Annotated in this window: 11 protein-coding genes; 6 read left to right on the top strand and 5 right to left on the bottom strand. The window is 44.9% G+C overall.

The window, feature by feature from the left end; genetic code table 11:
* Positions 1 to 532 precede the first annotated feature (532 nt).
* From MKY87_RS22625 to MKY87_RS22635, 3 genes are all read left to right on the top strand, one after another.
* A complete protein-coding gene (locus tag MKY87_RS22625; RefSeq protein ID WP_340966307.1) occupies positions 533 to 6,109 on the top strand; it encodes an S-layer homology domain-containing protein in 5,577 nt (1,858 codons plus the stop codon).
* Between the two features lie 96 nt (positions 6,110 to 6,205).
* Positions 6,206 to 6,370, top strand: coding sequence for a hypothetical protein (locus MKY87_RS22630; protein WP_339785579.1), 165 nt, complete (start codon positions 6,206 to 6,208; stop codon positions 6,368 to 6,370).
* 33 nt (positions 6,371 to 6,403) lie between these two features.
* Positions 6,404 to 6,622, top strand: coding sequence for an immunity 17 family protein (locus MKY87_RS22635; protein WP_340966309.1), 219 nt, complete (start codon positions 6,404 to 6,406; stop codon positions 6,620 to 6,622).
* A 618-nt stretch (positions 6,623 to 7,240) separates the two neighbouring features.
* Here MKY87_RS22635 and MKY87_RS22640 read toward each other — a convergent pair.
* Together MKY87_RS22640 and MKY87_RS22645 are read right to left on the bottom strand one after the other, a co-directional pair.
* Positions 7,241 to 9,829 carry a glycine betaine ABC transporter substrate-binding protein gene (locus MKY87_RS22640; protein WP_340966310.1) on the bottom strand — a complete coding sequence of 863 codons (2,589 nt, stop codon included), beginning with the start codon at positions 9,827 to 9,829 and terminating at the stop codon, positions 7,241 to 7,243.
* Positions 9,795 to 11,024 (bottom strand): quaternary amine ABC transporter ATP-binding protein, encoded by a 1,230-nt coding sequence (locus tag MKY87_RS22645; protein ID WP_307414572.1) that lies wholly within the window; start codon positions 11,022 to 11,024, stop codon positions 9,795 to 9,797. The genes MKY87_RS22640 and MKY87_RS22645 overlap by 35 nt, the downstream gene beginning before the upstream one ends.
* Before the next feature lie 501 nt (positions 11,025 to 11,525).
* Between MKY87_RS22645 and MKY87_RS22650 the strand changes: the two genes are divergently transcribed.
* Positions 11,526 to 12,101 carry a GbsR/MarR family transcriptional regulator gene (locus MKY87_RS22650; RefSeq protein ID WP_338592117.1) on the top strand — a complete coding sequence of 192 codons (576 nt, stop codon included), beginning with the start codon at positions 11,526 to 11,528 and terminating at the stop codon, positions 12,099 to 12,101.
* 127 nt (positions 12,102 to 12,228) lie between these two features.
* Here the strand turns inward: MKY87_RS22650 and MKY87_RS22655 are convergent, their stop codons facing one another.
* Complete coding sequence (locus MKY87_RS22655; protein ID WP_339785572.1) at positions 12,229 to 13,860, bottom strand: helix-turn-helix domain-containing protein; 1,632 nt, start codon at positions 13,858 to 13,860, stop codon at positions 12,229 to 12,231.
* A 184-nt stretch (positions 13,861 to 14,044) separates the two neighbouring features.
* Positions 14,045 to 15,331 carry a DUF5050 domain-containing protein gene (locus MKY87_RS22660; protein WP_339785570.1) on the bottom strand — a complete coding sequence of 429 codons (1,287 nt, stop codon included), beginning with the start codon at positions 15,329 to 15,331 and terminating at the stop codon, positions 14,045 to 14,047.
* Positions 15,332 to 15,574: 243 nt separating this feature from the next.
* Between MKY87_RS22660 and MKY87_RS22665 the strand changes: the two genes are divergently transcribed.
* Complete coding sequence (locus MKY87_RS22665) at positions 15,575 to 16,588, top strand: Gfo/Idh/MocA family oxidoreductase (RefSeq protein ID WP_339785568.1); 1,014 nt, start codon at positions 15,575 to 15,577, stop codon at positions 16,586 to 16,588.
* A gap of 32 nt (positions 16,589 to 16,620) precedes the next feature.
* Positions 16,621 to 17,607, top strand: coding sequence for a Gfo/Idh/MocA family protein (locus MKY87_RS22670; protein ID WP_339790759.1), 987 nt, complete (start codon positions 16,621 to 16,623; stop codon positions 17,605 to 17,607).
* A gap of 3 nt (positions 17,608 to 17,610) precedes the next feature.
* Here MKY87_RS22670 and MKY87_RS22675 read toward each other — a convergent pair whose 3' ends face one another.
* Positions 17,611 to 18,405, bottom strand: coding sequence for a MurR/RpiR family transcriptional regulator (locus MKY87_RS22675; RefSeq protein WP_339785566.1), 795 nt, complete (start codon positions 18,403 to 18,405; stop codon positions 17,611 to 17,613).
* Positions 18,406 to 18,417 lie beyond the last annotated feature (12 nt).

Below are 18,417 nucleotides of genomic sequence, written 5' to 3' on the forward strand. Positions count from 1 at the left end.
GAGTAATTGGAGATGTTCTTGTGGTTTTTTTTGATGTGGTTATATGTCTTTGTTAATTATCAAGTAATAATTAACATTCCATTAACTCATACTGATTTTGCGCTTAATAGTTCTCTTTTATACTCAGTTAATGTGGTGATCTAAAGTGATCCGTACATATCGTTTTTCATGTGAAAATGCATGTCTCAAGACTCAGGTTTTAGTGGGTTTAAAGAAATGAGTACTGTCACTAAATGTCGAATTCGTATATATATTCAGTATAAATGTTAATTTAATTGACGTTAAATAACCGTATATCTAACATTTGTATAACTTTAGTAGGCTTAATAACATGTTTTTAATCAAAATTCAGTACTATTTATTCATTATTATAGAGATTCGTTTAGGATGTGTAATATTAGTGTTATATTTTCTTTCATTAAGAAGAAATATTGTTTACACAAGCCTGTTATTCAGTTATCTTATATTTGAACTAATGTACAATCTGTCTGAACAAATGATTGAAAATTCAAAACATGGGGGTAGGAAAAAGATGCAAAGTAAGCAAATAAAGAGTTGGCTCAGATTATTCTTAGCTGTAGTTCTGCTGATTACGGGTGCCATACCGGCTGGCTTATTCAACAACGAAGTTGCAGCGGCTGATGAGCCGCTAACAGTTGCGGAGGCACTCGCTCTTGGTTCGGATGAATCAACCGCCACAGTTGAAGGTTATGTTGTCGGGACCTACAGCAACGGTCCAAGTGTAAATTTGAATCCCCCCTTTACTGTAAACACCAATTTTGCAATTGCTGATAGTCCAGCCGAAACAGATATTAGCAAAATGATGCCTGTTCAAGTACCCACAACTGCTCCTCGCAGCACGTTCGGACTACAAAGCAATCCCTCCTTATATCAATCCAAAGTACGTATTAACAACGGTTCGTTATCTCAATATTTCACTTCTAAAGGTATACGATCCGTTACATCAACAACTTTTCAACTGATTGATGAGACACCGGATACGGAAGTGGCTAATGTCACAGCTAATCCGTCCTCAGGGGCCGTTCCGGCAGGAACACAGGTTACTTTAGGAACAACTACAGTCGGTGCTGCCGTATACTACAAGTTAAATGATGAAAATGCGTTTCTTCCTTACACAGTTCCCATCACGGTGAATGATGCTATGCACATTGAAGCTTATGCACATAAAGAGGGCTTACTGGATAGTGCAATTGCTTTATTTAATTACACGATCGTTGACAATACTCCAATTTCAATCTCTGATGCCAGAAACAAGCCTGAAAACTCTTCGGTTACCGTTCGAGGGATTGTAACCTACCGAGAGGAATCCGGGGGAATGGCGAATCTATATATTCAGGATGAGAATGCCGGAATCGTCATTCGTGGTACAGATTCAACTGTTGAGCCAGGTGACCGGATTGAAGCGTATGGTCCACTCACCATTTATAACGGTCTACTCCAGGTAGAGAAGGATAAACCAGGATTTCCAGGCGGTTATATTAATATCTTGGATAAAACACAAGAAATTCCTGAACCGCTTACGTTGACATCCAAAGACTTTGCGCCTGCTGAAGGCGGAGGCAAGGGTACGGGCGGCAACTATGAAGGGATGCTTGTCGAAGTCAATGGGGTCACAGTGACAAGAAGTAGCAGTTCCACCTTTTTTGCGACAGATGTGGATGGTCGAGAGATCACGATCTATGCCAAAAATAGCCCCACTGCACTGGCAATAGGCAAAACATACGAAAAAGTGACAGGCGTCATGACTTATCACACAAGCTATGGTCTCGAATTAATCCCACGCACAGCAGCGGATGTTGTCGAAAATCTGCTTTCTGTTACAGCTAGTGTTCCTTCAGGGGGGATTGTAAAAGGATCTACAGTGACTTTATCCTCACCAATGGCGGGAGCAGAAATTTATTATACGGTTAATGGCACTAACCCTACATCAACATCTACGCGGTACACTGGACCGATTATAGTAGATGAAGATATTGTTATTAAAGCTATTGCAGTGTCTGGCGGGAATACAAGTAATGTATATACCTATACTTACAAGGTTCTTCAGGAACTGAACAATCTCAGAATCCACGATATTCAAGGGGCCTCCCATAATTCCTTATATGATGGTTTGGCTGTGCAAAATGTTGAAGGTATTGTGACTCATGTTGTAAATGCAACTTCCTTCTACATGCAGGAGCTTCCCGATATGGAAGATAACGATGACAGAACATCTGAAGGTATTCTGGTCTATAAGTCTTCACATGGAATGACGGTAGGTAACAAGTTAAGCGTATCTGGACAGGTGAAAGAATATGCAACAGCAACGACTGAGCTGGCAATAACGGAGATTGTAGCTACATTAATTACGGTTGAAGAGAGTAATAAAGATCTGCCTGAACCTGTGGTTTTGGGTGCAAACGGTCGAATGATTCCTACCGTAATTGATTCCGATCAATTTGGTGAGTTTAATCCAGATAAGGATGCCATTGACTTTTATGAAAGTTTAGAAGGTATGAGAGTCCAACTCGATAATGCTATCATTATCGGTCCATATTCCAGTGAACCGGGGCTCGCTGTAGTTGTAGATAATGGTACAAAAAATGCGCTGCGCACTCCTGCAGGCGGTGTTATTCTAACAGGCGATGGTGCAGAACCGTTTGAGAGCTCACTTAATCCGCAACGGCTGTTCATCAATAAAAAACCGTCTCAGGCCGTTAAAACGGGGGACAAGCTGAGTGGCTCCGTTAATGGGGTTATGACATACTCGAATGGAAACTTCAAAGTGATTCCTGAAGGTAATCTTCCAGCGATTACACCGAGCCCTCTCGAACAAGCAACAACAAAAATTCAACCTACGAATGACAAACTAACAATTGCGACCTTCAACGTTGAAAATTTCAGCCAGAAGGATGCAGCCAGAGCTGTTAAAATCGGTGGAATTGTTGTCAATAATCTGAAAAATCCGGATATTATCGGCATTATGGAAGTGCAAGATAATGATGGAGAAACAGACAGTGGAGCAACAGCTGCAGATGCTAGTTTCCAAACCCTAATCGATGCCATTGCAACTAAAGGTGGTCCTACGTATAAATACACAGATATCGCTCCGGAAAATAACAAGGATGGCGGAGCACCAGGGGCCAACATTCGTGTAGGGTTTCTGTATAATGAAGCACGTGTGTCCTTGAAAGAAGGAATTAAAGGAAGTGCGACAACAGCAATTCAGGTAGGCGCTGACGGCAGTCTCTCCAATAATCCGGGTCGTATTGCACCAGGGGATGCGGCGTTCGCCAGCTCCCGCAAACCGCTTGCCGCTGAATTCGAATTTAATGGTGAACGTGTAGTGGTGATTGCCAACCACTTCAATTCCAAAGGCGGAGACCTGAAACCTTTTGGAAATATACAGCCTGCCACTCGAAGCAGTGAAGTTCAACGGGCGAAACAAGCTGCATTGGTGAATGGATTTGTGAAAGAGTTACTGAACAAAGACCCTGACGTAAATGTCGCCGTTCTCGGTGATTTCAATGACTTCCAATTCTCAAATACATTGAACATTGTCGAAGGTAATGAACTGGACAATCTGGTAAACGAACTGCCAGAGAATCAGCGTTACTCCTACATCTATGACGGCAACTCTCAGACACTGGATCACATTCTGGTGAGCAAAAATCTGACTGAGACAGCAGCCATCGAAGTGGTACATGTAAATGCCGATTTTGAGACAGCAGATGGACGAGTGAGCGACCATGATCCACTGCTCGCACAATTGAGTATTGGAGATCCAGTGGAAGAAGGGGACTTCAACCTTCGCGTGCTGCACACAAACGACACGCATGCGCATCTGGATAACATCCCGCGCCGAGTAACGGCAATTAAGGAAACACGCAATGATAATACCCTGGTGCTGGATGCAGGGGACGTATTCTCGGGTACATTGTACTTCAATCTGTTTAACGGTCTGGCTGATCTGGAATTCATGAACATGATCGGATATGATGCCATGACCTTTGGTAATCATGAGTTTGATAAAGGTCCAAGCGTACTGAAAGCATTTATTGAAAAAGCAGAGTTCCCGTTTGTGAGTGCCAATATTGATTATTCAAAAGATGCGAATTTAAGTGGTTTGTACAACAATCACATCGGGAATCCGGGTGAGAAAGCCGAAATCTATCCGGCGATTATTACGGAAGTGAATGGTGAGCGAGTCGGTATTTTCGGACTGACAACACCGGACACGGTATCTCTTTCTTCACCGGGAGATGACTTGAAGTTTGTAGATTATAAGGCAAGTGCACAAGCAACCGTGCAGATGCTGCAAAATGAAGGTATCAATAAAATCATTGCTTTGACTCACCTGGGCTACTCAGAGGATCTCAAATTGGCTGAAGCCGTAGAAGGAATCGACATTGTGGTAGGTGGTCATTCACACACCATTCTGAACGCACCAGTTTTGGTGGATACCCATGCGGACCCAACTTTGGTTGTGCAGACTGGGGAATATGATGTTTCTCTTGGTCAACTGGATGTTACGTTTGATGAAGCAGGCGTATTGAAAAAGTGGAACGGCAAATTGCTGAGTCTGGATGCCAAAGATGCAAACGGCCAATTCGTCTATGCTGATGATGTGGAAGCCGCAAACAAGCTGAAAGAATATGCGCCTCAGCTGGAACAATTCAAGAAAAAAGTTATTGGTAAAACAAATGTCTTCCTGGATGGAGAACGTGGCACTGTGCGGAAACAGGAAACCAATTTAGGAAACCTGATGACAGACGGTATGCTGGAGAAAGTGAAATCCATTGTGCAGGAAAATGACGTCAAAGGATACGTGGCGATCCAGAACGGCGGTGGCATTCGAGCTTCATTCCAGACAGGGGATATTACGCTGGGCAATCTCCTGTCTGTGATGCCATTCGGTAATAATCTGTCTGCGTTGAAAATGACAGGTAAAGAAATCACAGCCGCGCTGGAAAATGGCGTTAGTGGTGTGGAAACGGGAGAAGGGCGCTTCCCGCAAGTGGCAGGCATGCGGTTCTACTACGATTCCACGAAACCAGGCGAAAAAATTGATGCCACGACCAACACCGTAACCCAAGTTGGTCAACGTGTAGTCAAAGTTCAGATTAAGAATGCAGATGGTACGTACACGGATATCGATCCGAATGGGTATTATATCGTCGCAACCAATTCATTCATGGCTAACGGTGGAGACTTCTATCGTGCTATGAGAATGGCGAAAGATGATAATCGATTCTACGAATTAAATCTGGTCGATTATGAAATCTTCCATGAACATCTGGACCGTGTAGGTACAGTTGATCAAAAGACGGAAGGACGTAGTACGGATCTGAAGGGAGCGCCACTTCCGGGGGACGGTAATGGAAGCAATCCTGGTAATGGTGGCGGCAATAATGGAAGTAATCCGGGCAGTGGTAACAGTGGTGGAGGTTCTACAACACCTACTACGCCTGTAACCCCAACCACACCGACTACACCAACCAATCCTACGAACCCAACTACGCCAACCGTTCCTGGTAATGGAGGAGGTACTAATCCAACCACTCCGGTCGTAGACCTGAAGGACATCGGAAATCACTGGGCAGCTGCTGCCATTGAGCAGGCCATTTCCCGGGGAATTGTGAATGGGTATCAGGATGGTAATTTCCGTCCGAATGCACCAGTCACACGCGCCGAATTCATTGTTATGTTAGGGAGAGCATTTGAACTTCCAGCCAGCAACAAGGCATTGACGTTTAAGGATGCTGCGGGAATACCTGCATGGGCACAATCCTTTATTGCTCAGGCAGTGGATCAAGGCATCATTAGTGGGTATACGGATGATACGTTCCGTTCATCGGGCAAAGTATCGCGGGTAGAGATGACAGTTATGCTTGTTAGAGCACTCGGTCTCCCGGTACAGTCGAATCCGGCACTGAGTTTTGCGGATGCAGATAAAGTACCGGCGTGGGCTGTTCCATATATCGCTGCTGCATATGATGCAGGACTGGTGAAGGGAACAGGTAAAAATATGTTTAACCCCCTCGCTGAAGCCACACGTGCTGAAGTGGTGACTCTGCTATTGTCGGCAAGCGAGTTGCAAAAGCAATAAAACGTATGATACAGACGTAAAAAAACAGCTTGCAGACTTCCATCTGCAAGCTGTTTTTTTCTAGGGCGTGTCTGAAAACTCCGAAGGAAGTAGATTTTGCCGAACTTTCGTTCCAAGCAAGGGAGTTTTCTGCAGGCGTGCCGGGGCACGTCAAGGGAAAGTGACGCAGCAGGGGGCGAAGAGGCGGTGAAAGATGCACTTCAGCGAGATTTGAGATACGCCCAATTAATGCCTGTTAATTTTCACCAAGTGAAGGTATAGTAGACAGGATTATATTGAAGGAGTGTTGACGACATGCAAAATCAACCCGTTTTAATCGCACTATTTGCCATAGCGGCAGGGATTTTTAGTTTGCTCGGTGGTATTAACAATTGGGACTGGTTTATGAAGAGCTTCAGAGCAGGAATTTTTGTGAAGACTATTGGACGGCAGGGCGCAAGAGTGGTATATTGTATTCTTGGTGTAGTCATGATTGTCATTGGTGTACTATTGTTGCTGATTGGTAAAGTGTAGGATAGAAAAGAAAAGAGAAGAATTTGCAGATCCTGAGTACATAATTCAGTTTCACAGCCTTTAATGTAGAAGGTAACGATTAGTACGTTTAGCTTTATGCTTGAGATTTTCGAAGTTAGTTAGGATGTGGAGATTAGCTTTTTAAAATGTCTTGAAGCCCAAGCCTTTATACCCTGGGGAAAGGGAGACCATTTTCTAAGGAACTCAGGACGCCTTATTTCGCCTTTAGTTCTTCTTTTTACAAAGTAAGGAACATCAGACACGTTATTTACTGGAATCCCTGACAAAAACACAGCAAACGACTGTTTTATTCTGATATAGCGTGTCTCAGATTCTTTAGATTTCTGGAATCACTTCATATCCTTGAATAAGACGTCTCCGATTCGTTAGCGCTTGTATTTGCTCTGCTCTAACCGTGAGTGAGTATTCTACTCCTGATCCTATCCAGAGCGAAGCTTTTCATTAAAAGGGAGAAAATCCACTTTAACGGCACTTCAGGTACATTCAGGCTTTGATTAGGTTTGAAAACATTACCAAGTAAAAGTTACACTCAAAAAGACCACCGAAAAATTTCGGTGGTCTTTTTACCAAATTCAGGTTTATACAACTCAATCTGGTTTAATTATCTTTTAAGTCTGCAATGGAGTTGATGTCCATGTAGGCTGGTACAACCAGACCAGTTTTGGCACCGTCCATATTCGGACCCAGATCATCGATCTGATCCTTATACTTGTTGTAATAATCGGATGAAGTAAGTGGCAGCCATGCGGCTGGCGTAGCATCTACATCACCGTTGGCGATTCCCGTCCACATTGGACCGATTTCAACTTGAAGGGAAGTTACGTTGTAACCGAGTTTCTCCTTCAGAACATACTCCAGCAAGTTGGTACTTGCAATTTCGGAGTCCCAGGCCACATAACTTAGTTTGATGGATTCGCCATTCACCGGGGTAAGATCTTTGGTCCACTCAGCGATTTGGTCACTATGCTTCTCTGCATATGTAGCAGCAGCTTGCTGAGCATCTTCTCCATTTTGAATAGCGATCATTATTTCACCCATCTCTTCAGTTGTCCAAGAGAAGCGATCCAGGAATTCATAAGCGACAGGTTTGTCTTCCTTTAACCCTTTACGGGCAATCGTATGAATCTGTTCGGCTTCACCGTAGACACCTTCCGGATCCTCCAGGTATTTCAGGTCGTAAGCGTTGAACATCCAATGTGGTGTCCAACCAGTAACGATAATCGGCTCCTTATTCTTAACAGCTTTATCCAGCGTAGCTGTCATTGCGGCTCCTGAACCTTCAACCAGTTTCCAGTCAGACAAACCGTATTTCTCAATGGCACTTGCTGTGGATCTCATAATTCCTGCACCTGGATCAATACCAACGATTTGGTGATTAACCTCTTCGCCCACATTAGCACTTGCCGATGGAGTGGAAGAAGCGGCACCTGTCTCCAAATCTGCAATCGAATTGACTTCAGTCATGTAACTAGGAACCACGAGGCCAGTACGTACACCTGTCATATTGGCACCCAGATCGTCCACCTGGTCTTTGTAACGTTCCCAGTAGTCTGCGTGTGTCAATGGCAGCCAAGCTGCTGGAGAGGCATCTACGTCGCCTGAGGCAACACCCGTCCACATTGGTCCGGCTTCGACTTGTAGAGCGTTAACTTTATAACCCAATTCGTTTTCCATCACATATTTCAGCAAGTTCGTACTTGCGATTTCGGAATCCCAAGCCACATAGCTCAGTTTGAATGCATCACCGTTCACTGGAGTCAGACCTTTGGTCCACTCAGCAATCTGATCAGCATGTTTCTCAGCATAAGCTTTAGCTGCTTCTTCTGCGGATGTGCCATCCTGAATGGCAGTCATCATTTCACCCATTTCATCCGATGTCCACTGGAAACGGGACAGGAATTCAAACGCAACAGGGTGATCTTCTTTCAGACCTTTACGGGCGATGGTGTGAATTTCTTCAGCATCACCGAAAGATTTTTCTGGATCTTCCAGATATTTCAGATCATATTTGTTGAACATCCAGTGCGGAGTCCAACCTGTAATAATGATTGGATCTTCATTTTTGATGGCTTTGTCCAATGTAGCAGTCATGGCTGCACCAGAGCCTTCAATCAGAGTCCAGTCAGTCAGTTTATAGTCTTCGATCGCTTTTGCAGCGGACTTCATGATGCCAGCCCCTGGATCGATACCAATAATCTGATAATTTACTTCTTCACCTACAGCATTGGCTGCTGAATTGTTGCCACCAGCGGAAGTTGTGCCACCAACAAAGTATTGTGAGAAACCAGCTACAAGCACAAGGAATGTTGCCGCAGCAGTAATCCATGCTTTTTGCTTGGCTGTAATGCGTGAGGTCTTTTTGCGACCTGGCATAAACACATTTTGTGTAAAACGGTCCAGAACAATCGCGAGTACAACAACGGCGAGACCGGCTTCGAAACCTTTACCGATTTGCAGTTGTGTTACGGCACGATAGACTTCCGCACCAATACCTTGTGCACCAATCATGGATGCAATAACAACCATGGACAGTGACAGCATGATGGTCTGGTTAATACCCGACATCACGGTAGGCAAAGCGAGTGGAAGCTGTACTTTGAACAACTTTTGCATGGAAGTTGAGCCGAATGCATCAGCTGCTTCAACCAATTCGCCAGATACCTGTCTGATACCCAGGTGAGTCAGACGAATCGTTGGCGGAATCGCAAATATAACGGACGCGATAACACCTGGAACGACACCTAGACTAAAGAATGTGACCGCAGGCAGTAAGTAGACAAATGCAGGCATTGTCTGCATGAAGTCAAGCAGCGGTGTAATGATACGCGCCGCAGTTTTACTGTATGCAAGCCAGATTCCGACAGGCACACCAAGCAGGATCGAAACCAATCCTGAAGTGATAACCAGACCGAGTGTGTCCATCGATTGGGACCAGTATCCCAAGTTATCTACGAGCAAGAACCCGATAACCGTAAATAGTGTCAGTGGGAGTCGACCTACGAGGAACGCAAGAACTCCCAATATAGCAATGAACAAGAGTGGATGCGGCAGCATGAACAGCCCGGAGAAGAATCCGACTACTGCCTGAATAACAACAGAGATTACATTAAACAATCCGGAGAGCGAGGAGCTCATCCAGTCAACGATGGATTCAATCCACGATGCTAGTGGTATTTTGGGAATCATTCACAAGTTCCTCCTTTACTGCAACTTCACCGCTAAGCGCACCCAGCAGGGCACCGCGGACGATAACACCTTGCAGACGGCCATTCTCACCAACAACAGCGAGCGGCACATGGGCAGAACTTACAATCTCGAACAATTCATGAATCAGGGTCTCAGGCGACACCGTCGGCCCGTCCGTGATCAGAATGTCGTTCAACAATTTGTTTTCGCGCATGGCACGGGTTGCATCTTCAGCTGTAATAACACCAAGTAGTTTGATCGAACGGTCAATGACAAACAGGTTGGAAATACCACGTTCGCGCATTAATTCGAGGGCAACACGAGGACCACGATCAAGCGTAATTGTTTCAGGGCGGCGCATTACGTGAGATGCTGTAAGGACCTTGGACAGATCCACGTCTTCGACGAAGCGGGCCACATATGAGTTGGCCGGTTGAATCATGATTTCTTCCGGTGTACCGATCTGCACAACTGCGCCGTCTTTCATAAGGGCAATACGATCGCCGATGCGCAGCGCTTCGTCCAAGTCATGGGTAATGAAAATAATCGTCTTTTTCATTTTATCCTGAAGCTCGATCAACTCATCTTGCATATCACGACGAATCAATGGATCAAGTGCACTGAAGGCTTCATCCATTAGCAGTACTTCCGGGTCATTGGCAAGTGCACGCGCCAAGCCGACACGTTGCTGCATCCCGCCACTGAGTTCATCTGGCATTTTGTCTTCCCAGCCCTTAAGGCCAACCAGCTCAAGTGAGGTTTTTGCTTTCTCCCGGCGTACTTCCTTATCTACTTTTTGTATTTCCAATCCATACTCCACATTATCAAGAACGGTACGGTGCGGGAACAACGCAAACTTCTGGAAGACCATGCTGATCGTTTTCCGGCGCACTTCGCGCAATTGTTCTTTGTTCATCTTGCGTAGATCCTTACCATGGACCAGGATTTCTCCGGATGTTGGTTCAATCAGACGATTGAACATCCGAACCAGTGTGGATTTACCACTCCCGGACAGTCCCATAATAACGAAAATCTCGCCTTCTTTAATGTCCATGTTGACCCGGTTGACACCAACCGTTATCTGTTTTTCTTTGGCCAACTTTTCTTTACCCCAACCTTGCTCCAGTAATTGCAGACCTTGCTCGGTTTGGGGTCCAAACAATTTACTTACGTTTTTCACTTCAAGTATGGTCATGTTTTCACCCCTTCTGATGTGTTGTGCACTTCGAACGGCTTTCAGCATCCATAAGCCCATACACTTATGCGCCCAGCCACGAAATCCGGTAGTTGTTGCTTCGCTTCCCGTCTTTCTGGGTAACGTTTTGTATTCTAACAATACTTACCCCGTATAGCAACCGAATAAACAGTACATAATGTTTGTACAGTAAAAACTGTACAAAGTTTTCCTCCCATATGCTCCGTCATTCTCCTTATTCTGCCTAATAAGGTTCCTTTACATTTGATATCGCTTTTTCTACAATAGAAAATGAGCTGAATTGAAGCTGAATTTTTTGGTTAAAAGATAGTCATAGGCAATTGTAGCCTGGTAAAGTTCCCATTTTCATACATTGGGTGAATGAAAGCCCTCTGGCATATATGATGTCCGGCCGAGTGCTTTCCCATGTAAGCAGGACTTTTAAAGTGTTGCAATTATTTCGCCAAAGACTGTGGAATGTTCAGAATGGAGGTTGCAAGCATGGGCTTGGACCATTTACAAGAGGAACAGCAGGCAACCGTGCTGAAGATTCGTAAGCGCGTCATTGAAGCCATTGGACGTAATATGGATCTTTACGGCGTTACGCTGTCGACGGGACACTTATATGGATTGCTATTTTTTGCAGACAAACCAATGACCCTTGACGATATGGGACGGGAAATGGAAATGAGCAAAACGAGTATGAGTACAGGTGTACGAACACTGCTGGATTTGAAAATGGTAAATAAAGTGTGGAGCAAGGGCTCCAGAAAAGACCTATATGAAGTGGAATATGACTGGCATCAGACGTTTACGGATTATTTTGCCATTAAGTGGAGAAAAGCCGTGGAGAGTAACCTTCAGGTTCTACGCAAATCAATTGAAGAACTGAATCGATTACTCGAAGATCTGGATGAAGAGGCGGATGCTGAACTGATCCACATCCTGATGGAAGACAAACACAAAGTTTTGCAAGCGGAAGCATATTACAAATGGTTGGATCGGTTGATTGATACCATGGAAAATGAAGAGATATACAAGCTTGTTCCGAAGGAAGAAATCAAGGAACATTTATAATTACACGCAAAGGGCCCTTTCCGTTATAGGAGAGGGCCCTTTGGCCTGTGCAATATCTTACTGAATTATAATGAAGAAACACGATGTAAAAGATAACCTTGCCCATCGTATCGACCTATGTTCACATCTAATGTCCGATCAGACCTGCCTGAGGAAAGACTACAGACTGCTGAGCAATCTCTTCGAGTTCGTTCAGAATCTGCAACCGGCCCGCCGGGGTCCAGCATAAACGTTGCCAGTTCGAGATATCGTGAACGTTACCATACAATACAGCAGGAGATCGATTCCACGATGCTGTCTGTTTCATGCGTCGGAACAGCTTTTCACTGGCAGGCTGAAGCGAAGCACGATGGATCAACAGGTAATCCGTGTCCAGCACGGGAATACTATCCGCAACATACTCATTTCTGGAGCTTTCGGGAGATACAAGCTGAGCAGGCTGGAGTCCCAATTCAGCATACAACAAGTGATTTAATGGATGTTCGCCAGTCCCTTGTAAGCGAATGAACTGATTCGTAACCTCCATCAGAGTCAATCGTTTTTGTCCGAAATAGGGTTGCAGGTTCAGGCTTGTTTCAAGCTTGCGAAACTCTAGTTCTTTGAAATTCAGCAACGCCTGCTGCTCACGTCCAACCAGTTCGGCTATGCGAATATGGTTCTCTTTCCAGTCATCAGTGGACTCCAAGATGATGGTGGGTGCAATATTTTTCAGGCGATCGTAATAGGGCTTATGGTAAAAATCACCGATGATCAAGTCTGGCTTCGCCTGCCGAAGTTGATCGAATTGTCTGGTTAATCGGCGTTCTTGTTCATATTCATCCGTTTCTTGGTCAAACACACCTTCACCTTCCAGCACAGCTACCGGGCGCAGTCCAAGCGAGGCCAAGTTCTCATGGAATCCCATAATAGATGCCGTAGCTACGCGAAGTTGGTCTCTTTTCATATATACGCTGGGGGCAATCCCCAAGGTTTGTTTGAATTTGCGGCTAAAATAATACTCATTGCCATACCCGACAGATACCGCGACGTCTTTGAGGACACATGATTCCTCTGCCAGCTGTTTTTTGGCTTCTTCTATACGTAAACGATTCAGGTAATCGGTCGGTGACATGCCTTTGGCCTTCTTGAAACTGCGGGAATAGGAGCTGGGTGTGAGTCCAGCAATCTTGGCAAGCTGATCCATGCTAATTCCTTCACTCATGTAACGTCGCATATACATAATACTGCGTTCCAAGGCAGGGTCCACTTTCTCATGATTGGCTTCCAGCCTGTTCTCCGAGAGAAACTGCAGCAGATCATGCAGCTGGCTATGTATGCTGATAAAGTGATCCGGTTGAAGACCGCGATAGGTTTCATAGAGTTGCTCGAAACGTAATTTAGCCTGCTGCTCGTGACGGACCAGCAATCTGCCTGTTTGCCAATCCAGCGGGAAGGCGGGTGAGGAGGCCATTTTCCATTCCCCGCGTACTTGCTGCAAACGAACCGTATCCATGCTGAGCAATATACATTCGGTCACATTCGAGCGTGCAGCGGCCTCAATGGTTGTTCCTGGCTTCAGTACAAACAAGCTGCCTGCTTGCGCCGTATAGACTGTATCATTCAGGACCAGAACACCGTCTCCTTGCAAAATAAGACAGAGCATGGGCCGTGACACCGTCTTGCCTTGCACACGGAAATTCTCCCCACGACGCACACGGCACATGGAGGAGAGGAGCGGTAGAGATGAGGTTTCAGCAATGAAGGGAAACTGTTCAGTCATACGGACCATCCTTTTGTCTTATTTTCTTAATGATAACAATTATCATTCTCATATGGAAGATGTTTTTAAAAAATAGTTTTCGATAACCAAAAAAGGACTACCAAGCGCCGTTATGGCTACCGGGTAATCCTTTTGATATGGACAAGTCCGTTGAATGGCTATAAGCCTGAATCAACAATATATGTTAGTACGGTGTCACCAATAGAATATTGTCGAGGAAAACGTCACTCATTACTTTTTTCCCTGTTCCACCCGTTTGCACGTGATATAAGCGATATTGATCTTTGGCATTGATGTAGAAGAGGCCCGCAACATCATCTCTGATATGGAATGCATCCCATTCGTCCCCGGTAAGTTTCGTTACCTTGAGAGCTGTATTAACCGAATAGAGTCCGTTGTTGCCCGAGATGTATGCAGCCGTAGCTGTACCATTGGTCAATTGATTCGCAACATACGTTACATTGTTCAGGTTCAGGTTGGCAGACTTGGTCACTTTGTTGCCCGAGACCGTTTTGGCATAAGCCTTTTTGTCTGTATCAATAAGGACAACCTTGTCTGTACCTAAGGCACTTACTTCACGAACGCTCTTGTTATGAAGTTGAAGTGTTTTGGCTGAAGTCGTTAACGCAAACGCTTTGCCTTTGGCATAATTGTAATCCTTGTTGCTGTCGAGAACGATTCCTTTGTTATACACGTAAAGATTGTTTCCCCAACCACCGGAATATACAGCATTCACATCCAGTTTGGCTTTGGGATTAACAGCGGTCGCCTTACCAGTGTTGTAAGTCACCTTATACATGACAACAGCATTGGTGGAATAGAAATCCTCGTACGGGTCTGTATTTACCATCAGTTGCAGTTCGTTTTTGGCTTGATTTGTAAAATAACGTCCTTCCACTGCGCCTGCGGCAATCCGCTGCACAGCTCCAGAACCGTTGGACGTTTTGGACACGATCCACGTGTTTCCATTAACCAACGCATTATAGTAGGCACGCCCTTTGGTTACCAGGAGAAACGGAAAGTCGGTATCGGCCTTGTCAGCAATCTTGGTGACAGATGAAGCGTCACTATTGCCATTCGCCCGATAAATGGTACCTGTAGCATCCAGATAATAGATGAATCCGTTATCCGTATAATAGCTGAGTACATCTGTAGCAAATGTCTCTGCCGCATCGCTGGACCCGTCATTCGGAACCCGAAGTAAGGTTGTGGAAGAAGCAGTCTGCGTATAGTAGAGATAAGAGCCTGCCGCGAGCAAGTCTACACCTTGGAAATCAATTAATACTTCTGTTGTATTGCTGCCATCCGCGGATACTTTGTACAAAACTCCGTCAGATTCATAATACACTGTGGATTGGCTGAGTGAAGCTGCCTGGGCTGCGGTTCCACCTCCCAATGTCACTGCTGCAATGAGTGTAAATAACAGCAATGTACAGATGGTGCGTTGTAAGTATGTATACCCTGTTTTCATTCGTTCATCGTCCCCCTCGTTCTTCTATATGTATGTCGTTAATTCCTTATGTTATATCGGTAAACTATGGAAGATATGTTAGATCTCAAACATGAAAAAAAGAAGAGGATGAAATTGAATTTCATAGTCATTCAAACCTGAAATCGAATTGCGCATGATGCTGCCAATCCCGTCCCAAAGCATTCTCCGCCTGACTTGATCGTGATAACATAACTCTCAACCAGAGCAGAGGAGTGAGCGATTATGGAATTGAATATGGCGATCATCGGATTTGGGAACGCAGTGGTGAATTATCATTTGCCTTATCTGGACAAGAAAGAAAATATCAAGGTGAAGACAATATACCGTCGCGAGGAAGACCGGGTTGGCGATACAGAGCGTGAATTACTTTATCCCGAGATTACTTTTTCGACCAATTTCGAAGACATATTCCAAGATGATGAGATTGAATTGATTGTTGTCGCCACCCATGTGGATAGCCATGTAGAATACGCCAAGCTGGCATTGGAGAACGGGAAACATGTGCTGGTCGAGAAACCTTTTGCCTCCACTTCTGCGGAAGCCAAAGATATCTTTGAACTAGCCAATCGTAAAAATCTCATCGCCATGGCGAATCAAAATCGCAGATTTGATGGTGACTTTCTGACATTGAAAAAAGTGATTGAGAGCGGCAAACTGGGGGATATTGTTGAAATTCAGTCCCACTATGATTATTTTCACCCACAGTACGCCAGAAGTGGATTTGGACTGCTGCATGGTTTGGCCGTACATACCATCGATCAGTTGATCTTCATCTATGGCGTAGCTGACCGAATTGATTATGATGTTCGGAGTTTGATCGCGCCGGGTGAATCCGATGATTACATCGATATTGATTTTCGATATGGAAGAATGAAGGCCACGATTAAGTGCAGTCTGCTTGTGAAGATCGAGCATCCAAAATTCATTGTCCACGGGGATCGAGGGAGCTTTGTTAAATATAGCAGTGGGCATCAAACGAAAAATGGAGATGGACGAACCCGGGTATCCATTCAAGCTGAACCGGAGGATAACTGGGGTATGATTAGTTATGTGGACGATGAGGGGACATCACATACGGAGAAAGTTCCTTCGGAAGCGACAGACTATGGCATTTTATATGATCAACTGCTTCAAGCCATTCGACATAACGGTGATAAACCGGTCAAGGATGAAGAGGTTTTATATGTATTGGATATTTTACATGACGGAATCGAAGCGGCGAAGAGAGCCAACTGACAAACAACCAACGACAGGAGCGAGACGATATGATGAATATAGCAACGATTGGTACAGGGTCCATTGTGGATGCCATTTTAGCTGCGATTAATGAACTGGATGATGTTACGTGTACAGCGATGTACTCCCGGAAGAGAGAGACAGCACAGGAGCTTGCGGGTAAGTATGGGGTCGATACCATCTATACGGACCTGGAATCTCTATTTTCAGATACAAATGTAGATCTCGTATATATTGCTTCACCAAACAGCATGCATTACGAACAGGCCTATCAGGCACTTCAACATGGCAAACATGTCGTCTGCGAAAAACCGTTCACGTCCACGCTTCAGGAAGCAGAAACGCTGATTGCATTTGCAAAAGAAAAGAATCTGTTGTTGTTTGAAGCCATCTCCAACATTCATCTGCCCAATATTAAAGTCATAGAGGAGCAACTACCAAAGCTTGGTCCGATCAAACTCATCCAGTGTAACTACAGTCAATACTCGCGCAAATACAATGATCTGCTTGCAGGGCAAACACCAAATGTATTTAATCCACAATTCTCTGGTGGCGCGCTGATGGATATCAATATTTATAATCTTCATCTGGTCATGAATCTGTTTGGCAGTCCGAATACCGTATCGTATACCGCGAACCAGCATGCAAACGGCATTGATACATCAGGAGTAGTGGTTCTCAAGTATCCGGATTTTATTGCCGAATGTGTAGGTGCCAAAGACACAAACAGCATGAACTTTGTGCTCATTCAGGGCGAGAAAGGTTATCTTCAGGTTGTGGGAGGAGCAAACGGTTGCCGGGAGATCAAGCTTCAGATCGGGAATGAGCCTGCTGAGGGGTATAATGAGCAGACCAAATCCAATTGGCTGTACTATGAGTGGGAAGCGTTTAGGGACATCCATGCAAGTGGGGATCACAAACGGTGTTACGAACTGCTCGAACACAGCCAGTCTGTGATGAGTGTACTCATGAGTGCACGTAAGGATGCCGCGATTGTATTTGCAGCGGACCAGCTTTAATCGTTAATACGTATCGCTAATGCTCCCCATGTATAACATGTCGAAAATGTAGAGTACCGAGACCATCGAAGACATTTTGGATAGCCTTAATTGTTCATTGTATCCATAAGCCAGCAGCGTTTCATCACAATGCTTGGATAGGGTTGAATGGTTGTTGCCCGTGACCGCGATGACTTTCATCTGTTTGCTATTGAGCACTTTGGCGGCTTCAATCATGGATTGGTTCTCACCTGTGTGCGATATAACAAAAGACAGCGTCAGGCTATTCGGATTCATCGTGTTCAAATAATGCATGTTCGGACTATTGTGAGCAATCGCAGATATGCCGAGTTCATTCCACTTGGTACAAGCCTGTTGAGCCAGATAATAATTCATATCACTGCCATAGACATCAATGCGTACGGATTCTTTGACCCAGCTAGCGATTCGTAGCAAAACAGGAGCGTTTAACATCCGGCGGGTATCCTCCAGCGCCTGCTGGTACAGGTAAGGAACCGAGTCGATGGCAGCCAGCACGTTGCCTTGTTCTGCAATTGCATGATCCTGCGTCTGCAACGCGGAAGGTATCTGTTGGTATTCAAGAGCAAGCTTTAACTGAAAGTCTGGGTACCCCTTGGTACCCAGCTTTTTGCATAAGCGAACAATAGTGGATGAGCTTGTATAGGTCTGCTGAGCCAGTTCATGGGCTGTAGAATCAAATACAACTTCGGGATTGTTCAGGATATAGTCCACAATATGTTTCTCCTGTGCCGTTAATTGTGAAGCATATTTTAATTTTTGAAGTAGTTTGGATTCCATACAGTTGTTCCA

This window comes from Paenibacillus sp. FSL R7-0198, from assembly GCF_038000415.1.
Taxonomy (GTDB): Bacteria; Bacillota; Bacilli; order Paenibacillales; family Paenibacillaceae; genus Paenibacillus.

Excerpts from the sequence above, each read along its gene's own strand:
- MKY87_RS22625 (WP_340966307.1), top strand. The coding sequence starts at position 533 with ATGCAAAGTAAGCAAATAAAGAGTTGGCTCAGATTATTCTTAGCTGTA.
- MKY87_RS22635 (WP_340966309.1), top strand. The coding sequence starts at position 6,404 with ATGCAAAATCAACCCGTTTTAATCGCACTATTTGCCATAGCGGCAGGG.
- MKY87_RS22640 (WP_340966310.1), bottom strand. The coding sequence starts at position 9,829 with ATGATTCCCAAAATACCACTAGCATCGTGGATTGAATCCATCGTTGAC.
- MKY87_RS22645 (WP_307414572.1), bottom strand. The coding sequence starts at position 11,024 with ATGACCATACTTGAAGTGAAAAACGTAAGTAAATTGTTTGGACCCCAA.
- MKY87_RS22650 (WP_338592117.1), top strand. The coding sequence starts at position 11,526 with ATGGGCTTGGACCATTTACAAGAGGAACAGCAGGCAACCGTGCTGAAG.
- MKY87_RS22655 (WP_339785572.1), bottom strand. The coding sequence starts at position 13,860 with ATGACTGAACAGTTTCCCTTCATTGCTGAAACCTCATCTCTACCGCTC.
- MKY87_RS22660 (WP_339785570.1), bottom strand. The coding sequence starts at position 15,331 with ATGAAAACAGGGTATACATACTTACAACGCACCATCTGTACATTGCTG.
- MKY87_RS22665 (WP_339785568.1), top strand. The coding sequence starts at position 15,575 with ATGGAATTGAATATGGCGATCATCGGATTTGGGAACGCAGTGGTGAAT.
- MKY87_RS22670 (WP_339790759.1), top strand. The coding sequence starts at position 16,621 with ATGAATATAGCAACGATTGGTACAGGGTCCATTGTGGATGCCATTTTA.
- MKY87_RS22675 (WP_339785566.1), bottom strand. The coding sequence starts at position 18,405 with ATGGAATCCAAACTACTTCAAAAATTAAAATATGCTTCACAATTAACG.